Source organism: Streptomyces sp. NPDC059718 (genome assembly GCF_042733315.1).
GTDB lineage: Bacteria > Actinomycetota > Actinomycetes > Streptomycetales > Streptomycetaceae > Actinacidiphila.
The window spans coordinates 1-18,539 of the sequence record NZ_JBHWGA010000073.1; the positions used below are offsets into that span (position 1 = coordinate 1).

Consider the following 18,539-nt stretch of genomic DNA (forward strand, 5'->3'; position numbering starts at 1 on the left):
TTCGAGTGCCTTGGTCACAACGGCCACCTCACAAGTCCAACGACGGGTCGGGAGTGGTGCGTCGGGATCCCATACTGCAGATTGCATACCGTATGGAGTAACCATGGTTGCGGCCCGCACGGTGGATGTCCAGAGAACGCGGGCAAAGTTTTCCCCCGCGATCCCTATGGATGACCCACGGTCATCGTGTAAATTAACACGAAGATTCGTTTTTTAATCGAAGGATGAATCCATGCCGAAAGTCACGCAGGAGTACATGGAGGCCCGCCGCCGGCAGATCCTGGACGCGGCGCGCCGCTGCTTCCTGCGGGACGGGTTCCATTCCACGTCCATGCAGGACCTCTTCGCGGAGTCGGGCCTCTCGGCGGGCGCGGTGTACCGGCACTTCGCCAGCAAGAACGAGATGATCACGGCCATCGTCGAGGAGAGCATGCGTGACGTCCTGGCGATGGTCCACGCTGTCGCCAAGGACCGTCCCAGCAGCTCCGTCGGGGACCTGATGGCCGATGTCTTCGACATCGTGAAGGCCAAGACCGCCGAGCAGAACATCGCCGGGCTGTCCGTGCTGGCCTGGTCCGAATCCCTGCGGAACCCCGCACTGGCCGAGCAGTTCAACGACCTGCTGGCCCAGATGCGCTCCGCACTCACCGAGGTCGTCCGGGAACACCAGCAGGGCGGCACCCTGACACGTGAGGCCTCCCCCGAGGCGATCGGCGCCGCGCTCCTGTGCACCCTGCCCGGCTACATCCTCCAGCTGGCCATGGGCGACTCCGAGGCCGTCGAGGGGGTTCCCGACGCGCTCCGCGCGCTCTGGCCCGAACCGGCACCGTCCTGACACCGCACCGCGCAGGCGGCTCAACGCGGCATCGGCCGACCGGGCATCTCACGGACCCGGCCCTCCAGGTGCACCCGGCACCGCGTGTGCTCCGGGAGGGCCAGGTCCCACAGTTCCGCGAGGAACCGCACGTCCACGCCGACCGTCACGTCACGGCCCGGGCCCCGCCCGGCGATGTCCAGCCGGACCAGGGCGGCGACGTCGGTGATGCCGTTGAGCGTCAGCATCGCGATGAGGGCCCGGCGGGTACCGGTGTCGTCATAGGGGCGGACCAGCCGCACCTCCCCACCGGAACCCGCGAGTTGGCGCCCCAGGTCCGTCCGGCGCCACAATCCGCCGGCCTCGTCCGCCCCGGGTATCCGAAAGCGCACCAGTCCCCCGGCCGGTCCGCCGGCGCCATGGCCGACGAGGAACGCCTCCACGAAGTGCAACGGCAGGGACGAGAGGAGCCGGTCGCGGCGCCCGCTGCGCAGCCGGTTGCCGGCCCCGCGGCTGCCGTTGCCGCCGTCCGGAGGCGGCGGTGAGGCATGGGGGATCCGGCGTCCGGGCTTCATCCGTGCCTGTGCAAGGGCTTGCCCGCGAGGGCGAGGAACGCCTCCCCCAGGGCCTCGTTCTGGGTGGGGTGAGCGTGGACGAGGGGGGCGACATCGCCCGGATGGGCTTCCCAGGCGACCGCGAGCTGTGCCTCTCCGATGAGCTCGCCCACCCTCGCACCGACCATGTGGACCCCCAGCACCGGGCCGTCCTTCTCACGGACCAGCTTCACGAAGCCGGACGTACCGATGATCTGGCTCTTGCCGTTGCCCGCCAGGTTGTACTCGACGCTCTCCACCCGGTCGGCACCGAGCTTCTCCTCGGCCTGGGCTTCCGTCAGGCCGACCGACGCGACCTCCGGATCGCAGTAGGTGACGCGGGGGATGTGGGCCTCGGCGATCGGTGCCGGGGCCAGACCGGCGATCTCCTCCGCGACGAAGATCCCGTGCTGGAAGCCGCGGTGCGCGAGCTGGAGACCTTCGACGACGTCCCCGACGGCGTACACACCGGGCACCCGGGTCCGCAGGCCGGCGTCGACCTCGACGAATCCGCGGTCCAGCGTCACACCGACGTCCTCGAAGCCCATGCCGGCCGTGCGGGGTCCCCGCCCGACGGCGACCAGCAGGACCTCGGCCTCCAAGGGCTCGCCCGCCTCGAGACCGACGAAGACCCCGCTCGCGCTCTGCTCGACGGCGGCGACCCGGACACCGGTGCGCACGGTGACCCCACGTCGCCGGAAGGCACGCTCCAGGGCCTTGCCGCAGGACCGGTCCTCGTTCGGGACCAGGCTCGGGAGCGCCTCGACGATGGTGACGTCGACGCCGAACGAGCGCCACAGGCTCGCGAACTCGACACCGATGACACCGCCACCCAGGATGATGGCGCTGCGCGGAAGCTCCGGCAGGGAGAGCGCCTCCGTCGACGACAGGACCCGGCCGCCGAACTCCAGCCCCGGCAGGCTGCGGGCCACGGACCCGGTGGCCAGGACCACGGCGTGCGCCGCGCAGTAGTCGACCTCACCGACCCGCACGGCCGTCGGCGACACCAGGTGCCCGCGTCCCCGGACCAAGGTCACGTCATGGGCCGCGACGAGTCCTTGCAGCCCCTTGTACAGGCGGTCCACGACGCCGTCGCGATAGGCGTACACGCCGGGGACGTCGATGCCCTCGAAGGAGGCACGGACGCCGATCGACGCGGCGTGCCGCGACAGTTCGGCGACCTCGGCGGCGTGCAGCAGTGCCTTGGTCGGGATGCAGCCGCTGTGCAGGCATGTTCCGCCGAGCTTGTCCTCCTCGACGAGGGCGACGCTGAACCCCAGTTCCGCGCCGCGGAGCGCGGTGGCGTAACCGCCCGATCCACCGCCGAGGACGACGAGGTCGAAAGTGCTCTCCGTCATGCTGCGTTCTCCTTCTCCTCGCGTTCGCCGGTGTTCACAGCAGGATCCGGAGCGGGTGTTCGAGCACGTCCACGAACTCCTTCAGCCACTCGGCCGCGGTGGCGCCGTCCACCGCCCTGTGGTCGACGGCGAGGGTCAGCCGCAGGACGGACGCGACGTCGACCGCACCGTCCTCGACGACCGCCTCCTGCCGCACCGCGCCGACGGCCAGGATCGCGGCCTGCGGCGGGTTGATGATCGCCGCGAAGTCCTCGGTGCCGTACATGCCGAGGTTGGTGATCGAGATCGTGCCGCCCTCCAGCTCGTCCTGCCGGAGCCGGCGCTCCTTCGCGCGCGCGATCACGTCCTTCGTCGCCGCGGCGACACCGCTCATCGACAGGGACTGCACACCGCGGACCACCGGGGTGACCAGACCGCCGTCGGTGGCGACGGCCACGGCGATGTCGACGTCCGGGAAGTGCCGGATCGAGGTGTCGTTCCACTGCACGTTCATCGCGGGAACACCCGTGTGCGCGGACGCGATCGCCTTGACGAGCAGGTCGTTGATCGACACCCGCACGCCCTGACCGGCGTTGATCTGCTGCCGCAGTGCGAGCAGCGCGTCGACGCGTGCGCTGCCGCGCAGATAGAAGTGCGGCGTGTTCCGCTTGCTCTCCGTCAGCCGGCGGGCGATGGCCGCCCGCATCCGCGTGTTGGGTACGTCCACGAAGTGCGCGCCGGCCCCCGGGGCCGTACGGGTCGCGTTCTCCGCCCCGGTGTCCTCCGCCCCGGTGTCCGCCGGCGCCGTCGCCTCCTGCCGGGCCGGCCGGGCGGCGGCCGCCTCGACGTCGGTGCGCCGGATGCGTCCGCGCGGGCCGCTCCCCGTCACGGCGTTCAGATCGACGCCGAGCTCGCGTGCGAGACGTCGCGCCAGCGGACTGGCGAAGAGGCGCTCGCCCCCGTCGCGTGCCGCACCGGTGGGCGCCGGGGCGACCGCGCCCGCCGGCGCCGAGGCCGCGGAGGCGGCCACGGGAGCCTCTCCGCCGCCCAGCGAGGCCACCAGTTCGTCGACCGCGGACGCCGGCTCGTGCGGTGCTCCCCAGACCGCGATGGGCGTACCCACCGACACCGTGGTGCCCGCGTCCACCAGGAGGCGCAGGAGGACGCCGTCGCTCTCGGCCTCCACGTCGACCACGGCCTTCTCGGTCTCCACCGTGACGATCGAATCGCCCGCCGTATAAGGGGTGTTCACACCGACGTTCCAGGACTCCAGGATCGCCTCCGCGGTGTTGGCGGCGATCTCGGGCATGCGCAGCAGCTCAGCCATTGTTCTGCCCCCGCGTGATCTCGCGGAGCTTGGCGACGACTTCCTCGGTGGAGGCGAACGCGGCACGTTCCAGCACCTTGCTGATGCTCGGCGACGCCTCGCCGCCCGTCACCCGCTCGATCGGGGCGTCGAGCCAGTCGAACAGCCGTCGATGGATCTCGTCCGCGAGCCAGCCGCCGTAGGAGGTGCCGAGGGCGCCCTGCTCGGCGATGAGCACGTTGTTGGTCTTCCGCACCGATCGCGTGATCGTGTCCCAGTCCAGGCTGGCCCGGTCCAGCCAGCGCAGGTCGACGACCTCGGCGTCCACTCCCGTCCGCTCGACGGCCTCCAGCACGGCCGGCGTCATCGCGAGATAGGTCAGGATGGTCAGGGCAGCGCCCTCACGGCGTACGGCGGCCTTGCCGACCGGCAGGTGGTGGTCGTGGTTGTCCGGCAGTCCCGGACCGGTCGAGTTGTACAGATCGACGTGTTCGAGGACCACGACCGGGTCGTCGCAGGCCAGGGCGGTGTTCATCAGGCCGACGTAGTCGAACGGCGTCGACGGCGCGACGATGCGCCAGCCCGGCGCCGTCGCGAAGATGCCGGCCGGGTCCATCGAGTGCTGCGACCCGTAGCCGGTGCCGGTGGCGACCTTGCTGCGCAGGACGAACGGCACCTTGCCCTCGCCCCCGAACATGTGGCGGGCCTTCCCGATCTGGTTGAACAGCTGGTCCGCCGCCACCCACATGAAGTCGGCGTACATGAACTCCACGATCGGGCGGAACCGGCCGTCCAGGGCCAGTCCTCCCCCGAGGCCGGCGAACGCGTTCTCCGATATCGGCGTCCCGATCACGCGGTCGGGGAACGCCTCGCTCAGGCCGCGGGTGGCGCCGTTGGTGCCGCCGTTGAGGCGGTGCACGTCCTCCCCCATCACCACGACGCGTGGATCGGTCTCCAGCCGGCGCCCCATCACCCCGGCGACGGCGCCGATGAACTTGACGTCGGTCAGGTCGCCGGCGAAGTCCCCGGCGTCGGTGAACTCGATCCCGGCCAGCTCCGACAGGTCGCCCCGGACGCCGGTGTCGACGAACGCCGGGTCCGGCCACTCCGAGGGCACGATCCGCCGCTCACCCGGTTTGCCGCCCGGCCGCGGTTCGAGGATGACGTCGCCGAGCTCGATCATGAGGCCCTTGGCGCGCTCGATCGTCTCGGCGACCGCCTTCTTGGTGAGGATCCTGCGGCGCACCAGGTGTCGCACGATGGTGTCGAGGGGGTCGCGGGCACGCCACTGCGCCTCCTCCTCCCTGGTCCGGTAGCGGAACGCCGAACCGGCGAAAGGACCGTTCTGGTGGAAGTAGCGGTAGACATCGGCCTCGATCATCGTCGGACCGTCGCCGCCCCGCATGTGCGCGAGGGCCTGCTGCGTCACGAGGTGCACGGCCAGCGGATCCATGCCGTCGACCTTCCAGCTCCGGATGCCGAAGCCCGGGCCGCGGCCGGACAGCCGCGGCTCCGCGGTGACTTCGGATACGTGGGTGGACACGGCGTACAGGTTGTTCTCGACGAAGAAGCACAGGGGCAGTGACCACGCCGCCGCGAGGTTGAGGGTCTCCAGCGTGGATCCGATGTTGATCGCGCCGTCGCCGAAGAACGTGAAGGCCACCGCGTCGGTGCCGGCCTCCTTGTGCGCCCAGGCGGAACCGGCCGCGAGCGGTACGCCACCGCCGACGATCGCGTTCGTCCCGATCGCGCCGGCCTCGTGCCACTGGAGGTGCATGCTGCCGCCCCGGCCGTGGCTGAAGCCGCGGTCCAGTCCGCAGATCTCGCGCAGGCTGCGCAGGAGCACGGCCCGCACGTCCTCGGGGAACGGCTTCGTCGGCTCGATGCCCTTCGGATGCAGATGGGCGAGCGCCTTGGCGAGGAACTGGTGGTGGCCGCGGTGCGAGCCGTTCACGGTGTCCTGCGACGTCAGGGCGAAGCACGCGCCGACCGCCCCGCCCTCCTGGCCGATGCTGGAGTGCGCGGGACCGTGGATGAGCCCGTCCGCGGCGAGCTCCAGGACGTACTCCTCGAAGGTCCGGATCAGCACCAGTTGGCTGAACATGCCCGTCAGGAGGTCCGGAGCCGCGGCGTCCCAGTCGTCCTGGGTGACGACGAACTCCGACCACGCGGCGTTGGCTTCGAGTGTGTTTTCCGCAGGCATCGGGTGCCCCCTTCGATCAACCGGAGTACATCGACCCTGTCACAGAGTTGGATCCAATGACAAGGTTCTGCTCGACAGATTGCCGCACGGACGGGACCATTGCGGCAGCGTTCGGATCCAAAGGAGGAAGATCATGACTCTGCCCGGCCTCATGCGCCTGGACCACATCGGCTTCACGGTGCCGGACCTGGACCAGGCGCACGCATGGCTCGTGGACGTCCTGGGCTGCGAGTACCTGTACTCGATCGGCCCGCTCAGCGCGACGGACGACTGGATGTCGGAGCACCTGAACGTGGACGCGCGCACGGTCATGCGCCGGCTGAGCTTCTACCGGTGCGGCGAGCAGGCGGTGTTCGAGGTCTTCGCGTACCAGGCGGACGCGCAGCGGAAGGCCGTCCCGCGCAACAGCGACGTCGGCGGCCACCATGTCGCGCTGTACGTCGAGGACCTCGACGACGCGGTGTCGTTCCTGAGGGCGAGGGGCGTTCCCGTGCTCGGCGACCCGACCGCCAGCGCCGGTCCGTCGCAGGGGCAGCGGTGGGTCTACTTCCTCTCGCCGTGGGGGATGCAGTTCGAGCTGGTGTCGTATCCTGAGGGCAAGGCCTTCGACCGCGACCCGTCACAGTTCAGAGGTGACCGCTCTTGACCCCCGCGCAAGCTCGCGATCCGCGCGGGTCGGACAGCGTCAGGAGCCAGCACATCGCGGGCATCCTCCGCGAGGAGATCCTCGCCGGCCGTCTGACGCCCGGCACCTGGTTGCGCCAGGACGAGATCGCGGCGCGGCTCGGCACGAGCCGGATCCCGGTCCGCGAAGCGCTGCGGATCCTGGAGTCCGACGGCCTCACCGAGTCGTTCCCCAACCGGGGCTCCCGGGTGCCGATGCTCAGCCTCCAAGAGGTGAACACCTACTACCGGATGCGCGAGCGCCTGGAGCCGCTGACCCTGGTCGAGTCCCTCCCCCATCTCGCCGATCACCAGATCGAGCGCCTGGAAAGCCTCCAGGACGAGATCGAGAACCAGGGCGACGTCAACCGGTTCCTCCTGCTGGACCGCGAGTTCCACATGACCACCTACGCGGGGTGCCCCAGCGACCACCTGCTGGCCATCACCGAGCGGCTCTGGAACTCCACCCAGCACTATCGCCGTGCGTTCATGGTGCTCGCCGACCCGGACCGGGCCACCATCGTCAACGCCGAGCACCGGCTGATCCTCGACGCCGTACGGCGCCGCGATCCCGAGGACGGTGAGCGGTACCTGACCGGGCACATCCGTCGCACGCGGGTCCAACTCACGGCGCACCCGGAACTCTTCACCGAGAAGCACTGACGCGAGCGGGACACCGGAGCTCCCGAGGAGCGAACCGGTGTCCCGCCCTGCGCGGAGCACGCTCGGCCGCGCGTTCCGAACCCCCGGTCCCGGCAGCGATACCCGTGCCTTGAATGTATCCAACTTGATGCGATGAAGGACGCACGCGCCACAACACCCCTGGCACACCAACCCGACGGGGCCTACAGTGGATCCAATCAGGGTTCATGGATGCCCACGCCACGAGGAGAGCGCCGTGCCTATCGCCACCGTCAACCCCGCTACCGGTGAGCTCGTCGAAGAGTTCGCTCCACTCACCGAGGAACAGGTCGACCAGCGGCTGACGCGGGCGGAAGCCGCGGCCGCGACGCTCCGGGCGACCGGCTTCGACACACGCGCCCGGTGGATGCGGGCCGCCGCGGACCTGGTCGAGGCCGAGGCGGACCGGACGGCGCCCATGCTCACCGTCGAGATGGGCAAGCCGATCGCGCAGGCCCGCGCGGAGGTGCTCAAGTGCGCCCACGCGATGCGGTTCTACGCCGACAACGCCGAGACCCTGCTGGCCGACCAGCCGCTCGCCGACCCGCGATCGGTCAAGGCCTCGGCCGCCTACACCTCCTATGAGCCTCTCGGCGTCGTCCTCGCCGTGATGCCGTGGAACTACCCGATGTGGCAGGTGATCCGCTTCGCCGCGCCGGCGCTGATGGCCGGCAACGTGGGCCTGCTCAAGCACGCCTCGAACGTCCCGCAGTCCGCGTTGTACCTCGACACGCTCTTCGAACGGGCGGGCTTCCCCGTCGGGTCGTTCCAGGCGCTCCTCATCGGTGCCGCCGACGTCGAAGCCGTCGTCCGCGACCGGCGCGTCGCCGCCGTGACGCTCACCGGGTCCGAGCCGGCCGGGCGGTCGATCGCGGCGATCGCGGGCTCGGAGGTGAAGAAGGCCGTGCTGGAGCTGGGCGGGTCCGACCCGTTCATCGTGCTGCCCTCCGCCGACGTCCGCGCGGCGGCCCGGACCGCCGTGACCGCGCGCACGATGAACAACGGCCAGTCGTGCATCGCGGCCAAGCGGTTCATCGTCCACACCGAGGTGTACGACGAGTTCGTCGAGGCCTTCGTCGCGGGCACGAAGGCGCTGACCGTCGGCGACCCGCTCGACGAGGACACCGAGATCGGGCCGATCGCCACGGAGTCCGGCCGGCGCGAGCTCGCCGAACTGGTCGACGACGCCGTCTCGCAGGGCGCCGTCCTGCGCTGCGGCGGGTCCGCGGTCGGTACCGAGGGGTGGTTCTTCGAGCCGACGGTGCTGGAGGAGGTCACCCCCGCGATGCGGGTGTACCGGGAGGAGGCCTTCGGTCCGCTGGCCGTGGTCCACCGGGTCGACGACATCGCACAGGCCGCGGCGCTCGCCAACGACACCACCTTCGGCCTCAGCTCGTCGGTGTGGACCACCGACCCCGACGAGGAGCGGTTCCTGATCCCCCGGCTCGAGGCGGGCGCCGTCTTCGTCAACGGCATGAGCGTCTCCTACCCCGAACTGCCGTTCGGCGGCGTGAAGGACTCGGGCATCGGCCGCGAGCTCGCCGCGGAGGGCATCCGGGAGTTCTGCAACCTCAAGACGGTCTGGAAGGGCTGACGGGAGCCGCTCCCGCAGAGCACGACCAGGACGCGCGCCGGCCGGCGGGCGTCCTGGTCGTGCTCAAAGTGCCTTTTCCGCCCAGCGGTTCAGCGTGCCGCTCTTGTCGTCATAGGTGAGCCAGGTCCCGTCGCCGAGCGGACGCACGTAGCTGTCGACAGGGCCCGTCGGATATCCGACCGTCCCGCGTATCTCCAGGCTGTGGGCGTCGAGCAGCCAGTGAAGGGCCTGTTCGGGCTCCTCGGCGGAGTCGATCGTCGAGGCGATGACCGTGTCGGCGTCCACGAAGCCGCAGCCGTAGTCCCAGCGGGGCGGGTCCTCGTCGTCGGCCGGATCGGGCGAGACCTCGGCGAGCACGGTGCCGTCCAGAGCGTGCAGTTGCAGGTCCCACCCGCTGTGCTCGACGGTCAGGAAGCCCGGATGACCCGCATGGACGTCCATCAGGATGCGGTCCATGCCCTCGTTCAGGTCCCAGCCGGTCAGCTCGCCACCGTCCCGACGCGCCCAGTGCAGCAGGACGCCGTCCTGGCCCATGCCGATGCACAGGCCCATGTGGACACCGTCCGGGTGGGACAGATGATGCGAACCGGATGCCGCGCTCCCCAACGGCAGCCGGGCCAGCTCCCGGCCGTCCCGGGCGTCCAGGACGACCCAGCGCTCCTCCCAGTCGCCTTCCGCCGGCTCGGCCACGACATGTGCCCAGACGAGCCGGCCGTCGTCCGAGACCCGGCAGGATCCGTGCTCGTGACCGGGGCACACCTCCTGCTCGTCCCCCGTGTGCGGATGGCCGATCGCGGGCCCCCAGCAGGCGTGCCGGTACTCCCACAGCGTCTCGCCGCCGCTGCCCACCGCCCGGACCGCGCGCTGGCCCGAGAACACCGCGAACGTGCCGTCGGGACTCACCGAGTGGACGCCGCGGTCCCACCCCGGCCAGGGAAGGGGGAAGACGGCGGCCGGCACGCGCTCACCCGCGAACACCTCGCCCAGGTCGTGGACCTCCAGCTCGCGCCCGTTGCCGAGCAGGGCGCGACACGCACCGCCCCCGCGGCTCTCGAACGCGGCGCCGTTGACGAGTGCGCCTCCACCCGGCAGCTCCACCGAGTCGCGCAGTTGTGCGGTGATCGACATGACCCGAAGGTAACGGACCCCTCCGACAGCGGGTCAAAGGACCCTGAGGATGTCCTCGACGCGGTCCTTGGCGTCGCCGAAGAGCATGGCGGAGTTGTCGCGGTAGAAGAGCGGGTTCTGGACTCCGGCGTAACCGGAGGCCATGGAGCGTTTGAAGACGATGACGTTCTCGGCGTTCCAGACCTGCAGGACGGGCATGCCCGCGATGGGCGAGCCCGGGTCCTCGGCGGCCGCGGGGTTGACGGTGTCGTTGGCGCCGATGACGAGGACGACGGCGGTGCCGTCGAAGTCGTCGTTGATCTCGTCCATCTCCAGCACGATGTCGTAGGGGACCTTGGCCTCGGCGAGCAGGACGTTCATGTGGCCCGGCAGCCGGCCCGCGACCGGGTGGATGCCGAAGCGCACGTCGACGTCGCGCTCCCTGAGCTTGCGGGTCAGCTCGGCGATGCCGTACTGGGCCTGGGCGACGGCCATGCCGTAGCCGGGGGTGATGATGACCGAGTCGGCCGATCCGAGGAGCTCGGCGACGCCCTCGGCGGTGATCTCGCGGTGCTCCCCGTAGTCCTTGTCGTCGGCGGGGCCCGCCTCGATGCCGAACCCGCCGGCGATCACGGAGAGGAAGGACCGGTTCATCGCCTTGCACATGACGGAGGACAGGTAGGCGCCCGAGGAGCCGACCAGGGCGCCGGTGATGATCAGCAGGTCGTTCTCCAGCAGGAATCCCGACGCCGCGGCCGCCCAGCCGGAGTAGGAGTTCAGCATCGACACGACGACCGGCATGTCACCGCCGCCGATCGAGGCGACCAGGTGCCAGCCCAGGGCCAGCGCGACGATCGTGACCGCGACCAGCAGCCACAGCGCCGGGTCGATCACGAACCACGTGGTGAGGACGGCGAACGCGGCCAGGGCGCCCAGGTTGAGGAGGTTCTTGCCGGGCAGCATCAGCGGGGCCGACTTGATCCGCGCCGAGAGCTTGAGGAACGCCACGACCGAGCCGGTGAAGGTGACCGCGCCGATGAAGACGCCGATGAACACCTCGGCGGAGTGGATCCCGAGCAGATCCTGGGCCCGCAGCGCCTGGGCCTCGGCACTGCCCGGGCCGTCGAGTGCGGCCTCCACGTGCAGGTAGCCGTTCCAGCCCACCAGCACCGCCGCCAGGCCCACGAAGGAGTGCAGCAGGGCGATCAGTTCGGGCATCCCGGTCATCTCCACGACCCGCGCCCGCCACAGCCCGACGGCGGCGCCGACCGCCACGGCGCCGATCATCAGGGCCAGACCGGCTCCGGAGATGTCGTGGTCGATCGCCAGCACGGTCGTCGCGGCCAGGGCCACCGCCATGCCGCCGATGCCGAAGGTCTTGCCCGCCTTGGCGGACTCGTGGTGGGACAACCCGGCCAGCGCCAGGATGAAGAGCAGGGCCGCGACGATGTAGGCCGCCGCCGCGCCGGTCTCGACGGTGATCAGATCAGACATGGCAGAGCCCCTTCAGCTTCTCGAGAACATGGAGAGCATCCGGCGGGTCACGGCGAAGCCACCGAAGATGTTGACGGAGGCCAGCAGGATCGCGATCGTCGAGAGCGCGGTGACGACCCCGCCGTTCGGGGGCCCGTCGTGCCCGATCTGCATCAGGGCGCCGACCACGATGATCCCGGAGATCGCGTTGGTCACGCTCATCAGCGGCGTGTGCAGGGCGTGGTGCACCTGCCCGATCACGTAGTAGCCGATCACGATCGCCAGCGCGAACACCGTCAGATGCCCCAGCAGCATCGGCGGTGACAGGGCGGCGAGCAGGAACAGCACCGTGGCGCCGACGCCGACCACGGCGAACCGCCGCCGGGCCGGCACCGGTGGCCGGCCCTGGGAGCCGGCCGGTTTCGCCACCGGGGGCGCGGCCGTGGCGGCCGGGGCGGCGGACACCTGGACCGGCGGCGGCGGCCAGGTCTGCTCGCCGTCGCGCACCACGGTCATCGACCGCTGCACCACGTCGTCGAAGTCCAGCACCAGCCGGCCGTCCTTGGCCGGGGTCATCAGCTTCATCAGGTTGACCAGGTTGGTGCCGTACAGCTGGGACGCCTGCGCGGGCAGCCTGCCGGGCAGGTCGGTGTAGCCGATGATCGTCACACCGTTGTCCGTGACCACCGCCCGGTCCTTGACCGTGCCCTCGACGTTGCCGCCGTTCGCCGCGGCCAGGTCCACGATCACGCTGCCCGACCTCATCGAGGCCACCATCTCCGCGGTGATCAGCGTCGGCGCCGGACGCCCCGGGATCAGTGCCGTCGTGATCACGATGTCCATCTCCGTGATCCGGTCCGTGTACAGCTGCGCCGCACGGGTGTTGTAGTCCTGCGACATCTCCTTGGCGTAACCCGTCGCCGACACCTCCACCTCGCCGGCGTCCTCGGCCTCGACCGAGAGGTACGCGCCGCCCAGCGACCTGACCTGGTCGGCGACCTCGGGCCGCGGGTCGGTGGCGTACACGACGGCACCCAGGCTTCCCGCGGCACCGATCGCGGCCAGACCCGCCACCCCCGCACCGCAGACCAGCACCTTCGCCGGCGGCACCTTGCCGGCGGCCGTCACCTGGCCGGTGAAGAAGCGGCCGAAGACGTGCGCGGCCTCCACCACCGCCCGGTAACCGGCGATGTTCGCCATCGAGGACAGCACGTCCAGCGACTGCGCCCGCGAGATACGGGGCACCGCGTCCATGGCCAGCGCCGTGATCGGCCGCTGCGCCAGGTCCTCCACCAGCGCCGGATCGAACGCCGGGCTCATGATGCCCACGACCGTCGCGCCCGGCTTCAACCCGTCCAGCTGCTCCGGCGAGAGGGCGTTCACACCGAGCACGACGTCGGCGGCGAGCGGGTCACCGAGCCTCGCGCCCGCCCCGGCGTAGCCCTCGTCCGGGAAGCTCGACAGCGCCCCCGCGCCCGGCTCCACCACGACGTCGTACCCCAGCTTGACCAGCTGGACCACCGTGGCGGGCGTCGCGGCAACGCGCGTCTCGCCACGGCGGGCTTCGCTCACGATTCCGATCAGCATTCCCAGAACTCCAGGTGTCGAAGGTGCAGGGCATTCGGGGGACAGTCGTCACACCGACCAGGAACGCCATCCAAGACCGGTGGCGGTCTTGGATGGCGTCTGCCCGGGGACCTGCGATCAGGCGACGGGCTTCGACAACCCGCCGTCGACGCGCAGCACCTGACCGGTCATGTAGGAGGCGTCGTCGGACGCCAGGAACGCCGCCGCGGCGCCGATCTCGGCAGGCTCGGCCCAGCGGTCGAGGCGGATCCCGAGCCCCTTGACCATGCCGGCCCGGACCTCTTCGGCGCTCTTGCCCTGCTGCTTGGCCATGGCCTCGGTCTTGGTGAGCCAGCCCTCGGTCTTCGTCATCCCCGGGGAGATGGCGTTGACCCGGATGTTGCCGGCCGCCGCCTCGGTCGCCAGGTAGCTCGTGAGCGCGACCACGCCCGCGTTCACGATGGCCGTGGGACCGGTGTTCGGGATCACCGCGTGCGCGGTCGCGCCGACGACGTTGATGATGCTGCCGCTGCCGGTCCGGCTCAGGAACGGGAGGGCGGCCTGCGCGACGCGGAGGAACCCGATCAGCTTCGTGTCGAAGGCGGACGCGACGACGTTCTCGTCGGCCTGCTCCAGGGGGGACGGCGCGAGCTGCGGACCCGCGTTGTTCACGACGATGTCAAGGCTGCCCTGCCACGCGTGCACCTCCGCCAGCGCGTTGCCGACGGACTCCGCGTCGGTGACGTCCACGACGACGGGGAGCACGTCCTCCGCACGCCCATCCGCGGTGAGACGACCGGCCGCGGCCTTGACGGCCGCTTCGTCCCTGGCCGCGATCGCGACCTTGGCGCCGCGCTCGAGCAGCGCCTGCGCAATGGCGAAGCCCAAGCCCCGGCTACCACCGGTCACGAAAGCCGTCCGGCCCTCCAAGTTCCAACCTGCGGCCATGTTCGGTTCCTCCAGTCAGCGGCTGATCCTTCTGCCGAGAGTGGATCCGACGCTCGAAGGCCACAGCAAGCAGCGCTAACGCGCGGTTCACAGGCGGACCGACAGGCCGCCACGCACCTACCGGCCGGGTAACGGCGCGCGGCGCACACTGGGCCGTGCGCAGCCTGCTCCGAGGCGAGGGACCGCCAGGTCCCCCACGGGTGCGCGCACCAGACCGTCACCGGTGGTGCGCATGTGTCTCCCCTACCCGCGACTTCCGCATGGCAAAGGACTTGTGATGGCGATTCCGACGTTTGGACCGAACGCGGTCGACTGGGAAACCCGTATCGACATGAACAGGCTCCGCGACGAGCGGCTGGCACGTCTGCGCGCCTCGTTGGAGCAGTCCGACCTCGGAGCCGTCCTGGCCTTCGACTTCGCCAACATCCGGTACATGACCTCGACCCACATCGGCACGTGGGGCATCGACAAGATGATCCGGTTCTCCCTGCTGGTCAGGGGAGGGGAGCCGATCGTCTGGGACTTCGGTTCGGCCGCCAGGCACCACCAGCTGTACAACCCGTGGCTGGACTACTCGAACGCCCAGGCGGACGGCGATCCGCACGGGGCCCACCACGGAGCCGACGCCCGCAACCCCAGCGGCGCCCGCGCCGGCATCTCGACGCTGCGCGGCGCCATCAACCCGCTGGTCGGGATGGCCGACTCCGTCGCCCGGAAGATCAAGCACGAACTCGAGCTCTACGGGCTCCTGGACGAGCCGCTCGGCGTCGACGTCATCGAGCTCCCGGTCCTGGCGGCGCTGCAGAACGCGGGCGTGACGGTGGTGGACGGCCAGCAGGTGTTCATGGAGGCACGGCGCATCAAGACCCGCGACGAGATCCATCTGCTCACCCACGCCTGCTCGATGGTCGACGCCGCCTACGAGAACCTCTACGAGTTCCTCCGGCCGGGTGTGCGCGAGAACGAGTGCGTGGGCGTGGTGGCGAAGACCCTCTACGACCTCGGCTCGGAGTTCGTCGAGGGCGTCAACGCGATCTCCGGGGAGCGCTGCGCGCCGCACCCCCACGTCTTCTCGGACCGCATCGTGCGGCCGGGGGACCCGGCCTTCTTCGACATCCTGCACAGCTACAACGGCTACCGCACCTGCTACTACCGCACGTTCGCCGTCGGCAGTGCCTCGTCCGCCCAGCGCGACGCCTACACGCGGTGCCGCGAGTACATGGACGAGGCGATCAGCCTCGTCCGGCCAGGGGCCACGACGGCGGACATCGTGTCGGTGTGGCCGACGGCGCAGGAGTTCGGGTTCGCGGACGAGGAGGCGGCCTTCGCGCTGCAGTACGGCCACGGCGTCGGGCTGTCGATCTGGGAGAAGCCGGTGTTCTCCCGGCTGGTGTCCCTGGAGCACCCCGAGGTGCTCCAGGAGGGCATGGTGTTCGCGCTCGAGACCTACTGGCCGTCGAAGGACGGCTGGGGTGCGGCCCGGATCGAGGAGGAGCTCGTGGTGACCGCGGACGGCTGCGAGGTCATCACCAAGTTCCCCGCGGAGGAGCTTCTCGTCGCCGGCCGGCGCTACTTCACCGTCTCGGGACCGCTGCCGGCCGAGCGCGACTCCCAGTCGCATCTGAACACGTTCGCGGGGACCCGGACCAATCGTCGGGACGACGCAGCCGACCTCTGACCGGGAGGGCCGTCCCGGGCCCGTCGACCCCGGCTGCCGCCCGGCCCCCGTCCACCAGCGGAGGGGGAGGACCTCACACCACCGGCCGGCGCCTTCCCTTCGCCCCCTGGGCGGTGGAAGGCGCCGGCCGTTGTGCGGTCAGCCGGTCGTCTCAGGGGCGATGTTCTTGTTGAACCGGAGCAGGTTGTACGGGTCCCAGGCGGCCTTGACCGCACGCAGCCGCCGGTGCTTGGCCTCGCTGCCGTGCACCCCGCGCCGCCACTGTTCGCCGAGGTCGTCGCTGAGGTTGGCGTAGCCGTTCGTCAGCGCGTGCGGCCGCATCGCCTCGGTGAGGGCCGTCGCCCACTCGTCGTACTCCGCGTCGCGCTCGGGTACGTCCCACTTGCAGATGGCCTCCCACAGCCAGGCGGCACCCTCGCGGGAGAAGGCCGTGGCGTCCTCGTCGCGGTCCTCGGATATCGCTCCGCCCATGAACGAGAGGTTGAGCGAGTAGATGTCGCCGGGCTTCGACGGCACGGTGGCGACGTGCTCCAGCAGTACGTCGACGGCGCCGGCGGACAGCGCCGGCAGATACCCACCCCGCAGGTTCATGCGCATGCCGTAGGGGGCGACCGCGTCGAGCATGCTGTTGGCCCGGACCCACGTCGTCTTCCCGACGAGGTCGGCCAGCGGCCGGCCGAGCGCCGCGAGCGGCTCGACGACCTCGGGGGCCGCGGCGGGTTCCCCGGTGTGGACCACGACGAGGATCAGCACCGGCTTCCCGTGCACCTCCTCGGGCAGCACCGGCAGAGGGGGCGCCGGGGCGATCGCGACCAGCAGTCCCAGCTCCCGAGGGGCCGTGGCCAGCCGGGCCGGGAGCTTGCCGAGGACGTCGGCGGCCTGGTCGAAGGGGAAGATCAGCTGTCCCGCGACGACCTCGGGGCCGATCGGGTGCGCGCGGTACTCGAGCGAGGTGACGACCCCGAAGTTGCCGCCGCCGCCGCGCAGTGCCCAGAACAGTTCGGGGTTCTCGGTCTCGTCGGCGCGGACCTTGCGGCCGTCCACGGTGATCACGTCGCAGCCCAGCAGATTGTCGACGGTGGCGCCGTGGCGGCGCATCAGGTAACCGATGCCGCCGCCCAGGGTCAGCCCGGCGACGCCGATGCTGCTGACCGTCCCCGCCGGCACGGCCAGGCCGTGCCGCTGTGCGGCGGCGTCCATCTCGCCGAGTGTGACGCCCGGCTGGGCCCGTACCACCCGGGTCTGCGGGTCGACGGTGACCGCCCGCATCGCCGAGAGGTCGACGACCAACGCACCGCCGGGCATCGCGTAGCCGTCGGAACCGTGCCCGCCGCTGCGCACGGCCACCGGGATGCCGTGGGCGGAGGCGTAGCGAAGGACGGTCGCGACATCCTCCTCGTCGGCGCACTGCGCGATGAGCGCCGGGCCTTCGTCGGCGGCACGGCCCTGGTAGAGCGCACGCGCCGTGTCGTACCGGTCGTCGGCGGGGCGCAGCACCGTGCCGCGGAAGCCGGTGGGGAAGTCGGAGTGGGAGCGGGGTTGTGTCGACACGCTCATGAGGCCTCCTGTGTCGGGAACGCACGAGGTAACCGGAAATTCAATTTCCGCTTGCGTCGTCAGGACACTAACATCGGTGGCAAATGAACCCGTTGACACCCCCCGGCGACCGCCCGCTGCGCGCCGACGCCCGCGAGAACGTCCGACTGATCCTGCAAGCCGCCCGGGAGGTCTTCGCCGACCGCGGCTACGAGGTGTCCATCGAGGCGGTCGCCCGCCGCTCGGGATTGGGGATGGGCACCGTCTACCGCCACTTCCCGAGCAAGAACGCCCTGGTCGAGCGCGTGGCGATCGATGTCATGACGGATACGTCCCTCGAGATCCGGCACGTCTCGGAAGCCGAACCCGATCCCTGGGTGGTCTTCACGCGGGTGGTGCGCTACATCGCCCAGGTCCGCAGCAGCCAGCTGTTCCCCGTCAGCCGGAGGCGGACGATGGAGCCGGGGCCCGAGCTCGTCGCGGCCCGCGAGGCCCTGCTGACCGACTTCGCCGAGGTGGTGGCCCGGGCTCAGGACGCCGGGAGCCTGCGCGAGGACGTGACCGTCTTCGACCTCGTCCTGATGCTGAACTCGATCCCGGCCCAGATCCCGCAGGACGGCAGCAGCGACCCCTCGGTGGACCTGGCGGGACGGCAACTCGGGGTGTTCCTCGACGGCCTGCGCTCCCCCGGCGGGGAGTCGCTCCCGTCACCGGGTGCCGGCCGGCGCGACCTGGACCGGTTCTTCCATACGCGCTTCGGCCTCTGACCCGGCCCCGGTCGCCACCACCCCAGGTCGTTTCGGATCCATTCGGCCCCACCTGAGCCAAGATTTACCCATCACACGGTTGAGTTTGGATCCATCTCCTGCCATGGTGGAGAGTGACGGAACCCGGAGAGCGCCACCGTGACCGGGCGTCACAGATGTGACGCACAGCGCGCCTTGGGCCGCACCGCGCCCCGGCGAGCGTGATCGGCGGAGCGCCGGCCCCCGGCGGGAACGACACCACGTTCCTCCCGCCGGGCGCCCAGGCGCCTCCTC

The 18,539-nt window shown here is 70.6% G+C and carries 15 protein-coding genes; 6 read left to right on the forward strand and 9 right to left on the reverse strand.

The annotated features are described in order from the left end of the window. Positions 1–232: 232 nt before the first annotated feature. Complete coding sequence (locus tag ACFV3E_RS43245) at positions 233–835, forward strand: TetR/AcrR family transcriptional regulator (RefSeq protein ID WP_500541546.1); 603 nt, start codon at positions 233–235, stop codon at positions 833–835. A 20-nt stretch (positions 836–855) separates the two neighbouring features. Here the strand turns inward: ACFV3E_RS43245 and ACFV3E_RS43250 are convergent, their stop codons facing one another. Genes ACFV3E_RS43250 through ACFV3E_RS43265 form a run of 4 tightly spaced genes read right to left on the reverse strand, consistent with a single transcriptional unit; the run spans position 856 to position 6,253 of the window. Further along, positions 856–1,389: a hypothetical protein gene (locus ACFV3E_RS43250; RefSeq protein WP_500541548.1), complete on the reverse strand. Its 534-nt coding sequence runs from the start codon at positions 1,387–1,389 to the stop codon at positions 856–858. Beyond that, positions 1,386–2,765 carry a dihydrolipoyl dehydrogenase gene (gene lpdA, locus ACFV3E_RS43255; RefSeq protein WP_500541550.1) on the reverse strand — a complete coding sequence of 460 codons (1,380 nt, stop codon included), beginning with the start codon at positions 2,763–2,765 and terminating at the stop codon, positions 1,386–1,388. The genes ACFV3E_RS43250 and lpdA overlap by 4 nt, the downstream gene beginning before the upstream one ends. Before the next feature lie 34 nt (positions 2,766–2,799). Next, positions 2,800–4,071 carry a dihydrolipoamide acetyltransferase family protein gene (locus tag ACFV3E_RS43260; RefSeq protein ID WP_500541552.1) on the reverse strand — a complete coding sequence of 424 codons (1,272 nt, stop codon included), beginning with the start codon at positions 4,069–4,071 and terminating at the stop codon, positions 2,800–2,802. Then, the gene (locus ACFV3E_RS43265; protein ID WP_500541554.1) at positions 4,064–6,253 is read right to left on the reverse strand and encodes a dehydrogenase E1 component subunit alpha/beta; all 2,190 of its coding nucleotides are present in this window, start codon (positions 6,251–6,253) and stop codon (positions 4,064–4,066) included. The genes ACFV3E_RS43260 and ACFV3E_RS43265 overlap by 8 nt, the downstream gene beginning before the upstream one ends. Positions 6,254–6,386: 133 nt before the next feature. Here ACFV3E_RS43265 and ACFV3E_RS43270 point away from each other — a divergent pair, with 133 nt between their 5' ends. From ACFV3E_RS43270 to ACFV3E_RS43280, 3 genes are all read left to right on the forward strand, one after another. Further along, complete coding sequence (locus tag ACFV3E_RS43270) at positions 6,387–6,899, forward strand: VOC family protein (RefSeq protein WP_500541556.1); 513 nt, start codon at positions 6,387–6,389, stop codon at positions 6,897–6,899. Beyond that, positions 6,896–7,579, forward strand: a complete 684-nt coding sequence (locus ACFV3E_RS43275; protein ID WP_500541558.1) for a GntR family transcriptional regulator — start codon at positions 6,896–6,898, stop codon at positions 7,577–7,579. The genes ACFV3E_RS43270 and ACFV3E_RS43275 overlap by 4 nt, the downstream gene beginning before the upstream one ends. A 235-nt stretch (positions 7,580–7,814) precedes the next feature. Then, positions 7,815–9,191 (forward strand): NADP-dependent succinic semialdehyde dehydrogenase, encoded by a 1,377-nt coding sequence (locus tag ACFV3E_RS43280; RefSeq protein WP_500541560.1) that lies wholly within the window; start codon positions 7,815–7,817, stop codon positions 9,189–9,191. A gap of 63 nt (positions 9,192–9,254) precedes the next feature. On the opposite strand, the gene ACFV3E_RS43285 is transcribed toward ACFV3E_RS43280, so the two are convergent. From ACFV3E_RS43285 to ACFV3E_RS43300, 4 genes are all read right to left on the reverse strand, one after another. Beyond that, a complete protein-coding gene (locus tag ACFV3E_RS43285) occupies positions 9,255–10,319 on the reverse strand; it encodes a hypothetical protein (RefSeq protein WP_500541562.1) in 1,065 nt (354 codons plus the stop codon). A 33-nt stretch (positions 10,320–10,352) separates the two neighbouring features. Continuing rightward, a complete protein-coding gene (gene pntB, locus ACFV3E_RS43290) occupies positions 10,353–11,792 on the reverse strand; it encodes a Re/Si-specific NAD(P)(+) transhydrogenase subunit beta (RefSeq protein ID WP_500541564.1) in 1,440 nt (479 codons plus the stop codon). A gap of 12 nt (positions 11,793–11,804) precedes the next feature. Beyond that, positions 11,805–13,358, reverse strand: coding sequence for a Re/Si-specific NAD(P)(+) transhydrogenase subunit alpha (locus tag ACFV3E_RS43295; protein WP_500541566.1), 1,554 nt, complete (start codon positions 13,356–13,358; stop codon positions 11,805–11,807). A gap of 117 nt (positions 13,359–13,475) precedes the next feature. Beyond that, complete coding sequence (locus ACFV3E_RS43300) at positions 13,476–14,285, reverse strand: SDR family NAD(P)-dependent oxidoreductase (RefSeq protein ID WP_500541568.1); 810 nt, start codon at positions 14,283–14,285, stop codon at positions 13,476–13,478. Positions 14,286–14,562: 277 nt separating this feature from the next. Between ACFV3E_RS43300 and ACFV3E_RS43305 the strand changes: the two genes are divergently transcribed. Beyond that, positions 14,563–15,963, forward strand: a complete 1,401-nt coding sequence (locus ACFV3E_RS43305) for a M24 family metallopeptidase (RefSeq protein WP_500541570.1) — start codon at positions 14,563–14,565, stop codon at positions 15,961–15,963. Positions 15,964–16,101: 138 nt separating this feature from the next. Here the strand turns inward: ACFV3E_RS43305 and ACFV3E_RS43310 are convergent, their stop codons facing one another. Beyond that, positions 16,102–17,520 (reverse strand): FAD-binding oxidoreductase, encoded by a 1,419-nt coding sequence (locus ACFV3E_RS43310; protein WP_500541572.1) that lies wholly within the window; start codon positions 17,518–17,520, stop codon positions 16,102–16,104. Positions 17,521–17,603: 83 nt separating this feature from the next. Between ACFV3E_RS43310 and ACFV3E_RS43315 the strand changes: the two genes are divergently transcribed. After that, positions 17,604–18,266: a TetR/AcrR family transcriptional regulator gene (locus ACFV3E_RS43315; RefSeq protein WP_500541574.1), complete on the forward strand. Its 663-nt coding sequence runs from the start codon at positions 17,604–17,606 to the stop codon at positions 18,264–18,266. Positions 18,267–18,539 lie beyond the last annotated feature (273 nt).

Excerpts from the sequence above, each read along its gene's own strand:
- lpdA (WP_500541550.1), bottom strand. The coding sequence starts at position 2,765 with ATGACGGAGAGCACTTTCGACCTCGTCGTCCTCGGCGGTGGATCGGGC.
- ACFV3E_RS43250 (WP_500541548.1), bottom strand. The coding sequence starts at position 1,389 with ATGAAGCCCGGACGCCGGATCCCCCATGCCTCACCGCCGCCTCCGGAC.
- ACFV3E_RS43285 (WP_500541562.1), bottom strand. The coding sequence starts at position 10,319 with ATGTCGATCACCGCACAACTGCGCGACTCGGTGGAGCTGCCGGGTGGA.
- ACFV3E_RS43295 (WP_500541566.1), bottom strand. The coding sequence starts at position 13,358 with ATGCTGATCGGAATCGTGAGCGAAGCCCGCCGTGGCGAGACGCGCGTT.
- ACFV3E_RS43315 (WP_500541574.1), top strand. The coding sequence starts at position 17,604 with ATGAACCCGTTGACACCCCCCGGCGACCGCCCGCTGCGCGCCGACGCC.
- ACFV3E_RS43260 (WP_500541552.1), bottom strand. The coding sequence starts at position 4,071 with ATGGCTGAGCTGCTGCGCATGCCCGAGATCGCCGCCAACACCGCGGAG.
- ACFV3E_RS43310 (WP_500541572.1), bottom strand. The coding sequence starts at position 17,520 with ATGAGCGTGTCGACACAACCCCGCTCCCACTCCGACTTCCCCACCGGC.
- pntB (WP_500541564.1), bottom strand. The coding sequence starts at position 11,792 with ATGTCTGATCTGATCACCGTCGAGACCGGCGCGGCGGCGGCCTACATC.
- ACFV3E_RS43300 (WP_500541568.1), bottom strand. The coding sequence starts at position 14,285 with ATGGCCGCAGGTTGGAACTTGGAGGGCCGGACGGCTTTCGTGACCGGT.
- ACFV3E_RS43270 (WP_500541556.1), top strand. The coding sequence starts at position 6,387 with ATGACTCTGCCCGGCCTCATGCGCCTGGACCACATCGGCTTCACGGTG.
- ACFV3E_RS43245 (WP_500541546.1), top strand. The coding sequence starts at position 233 with ATGCCGAAAGTCACGCAGGAGTACATGGAGGCCCGCCGCCGGCAGATC.
- ACFV3E_RS43305 (WP_500541570.1), top strand. The coding sequence starts at position 14,563 with ATGGCGATTCCGACGTTTGGACCGAACGCGGTCGACTGGGAAACCCGT.
- ACFV3E_RS43265 (WP_500541554.1), bottom strand. The coding sequence starts at position 6,253 with ATGCCTGCGGAAAACACACTCGAAGCCAACGCCGCGTGGTCGGAGTTC.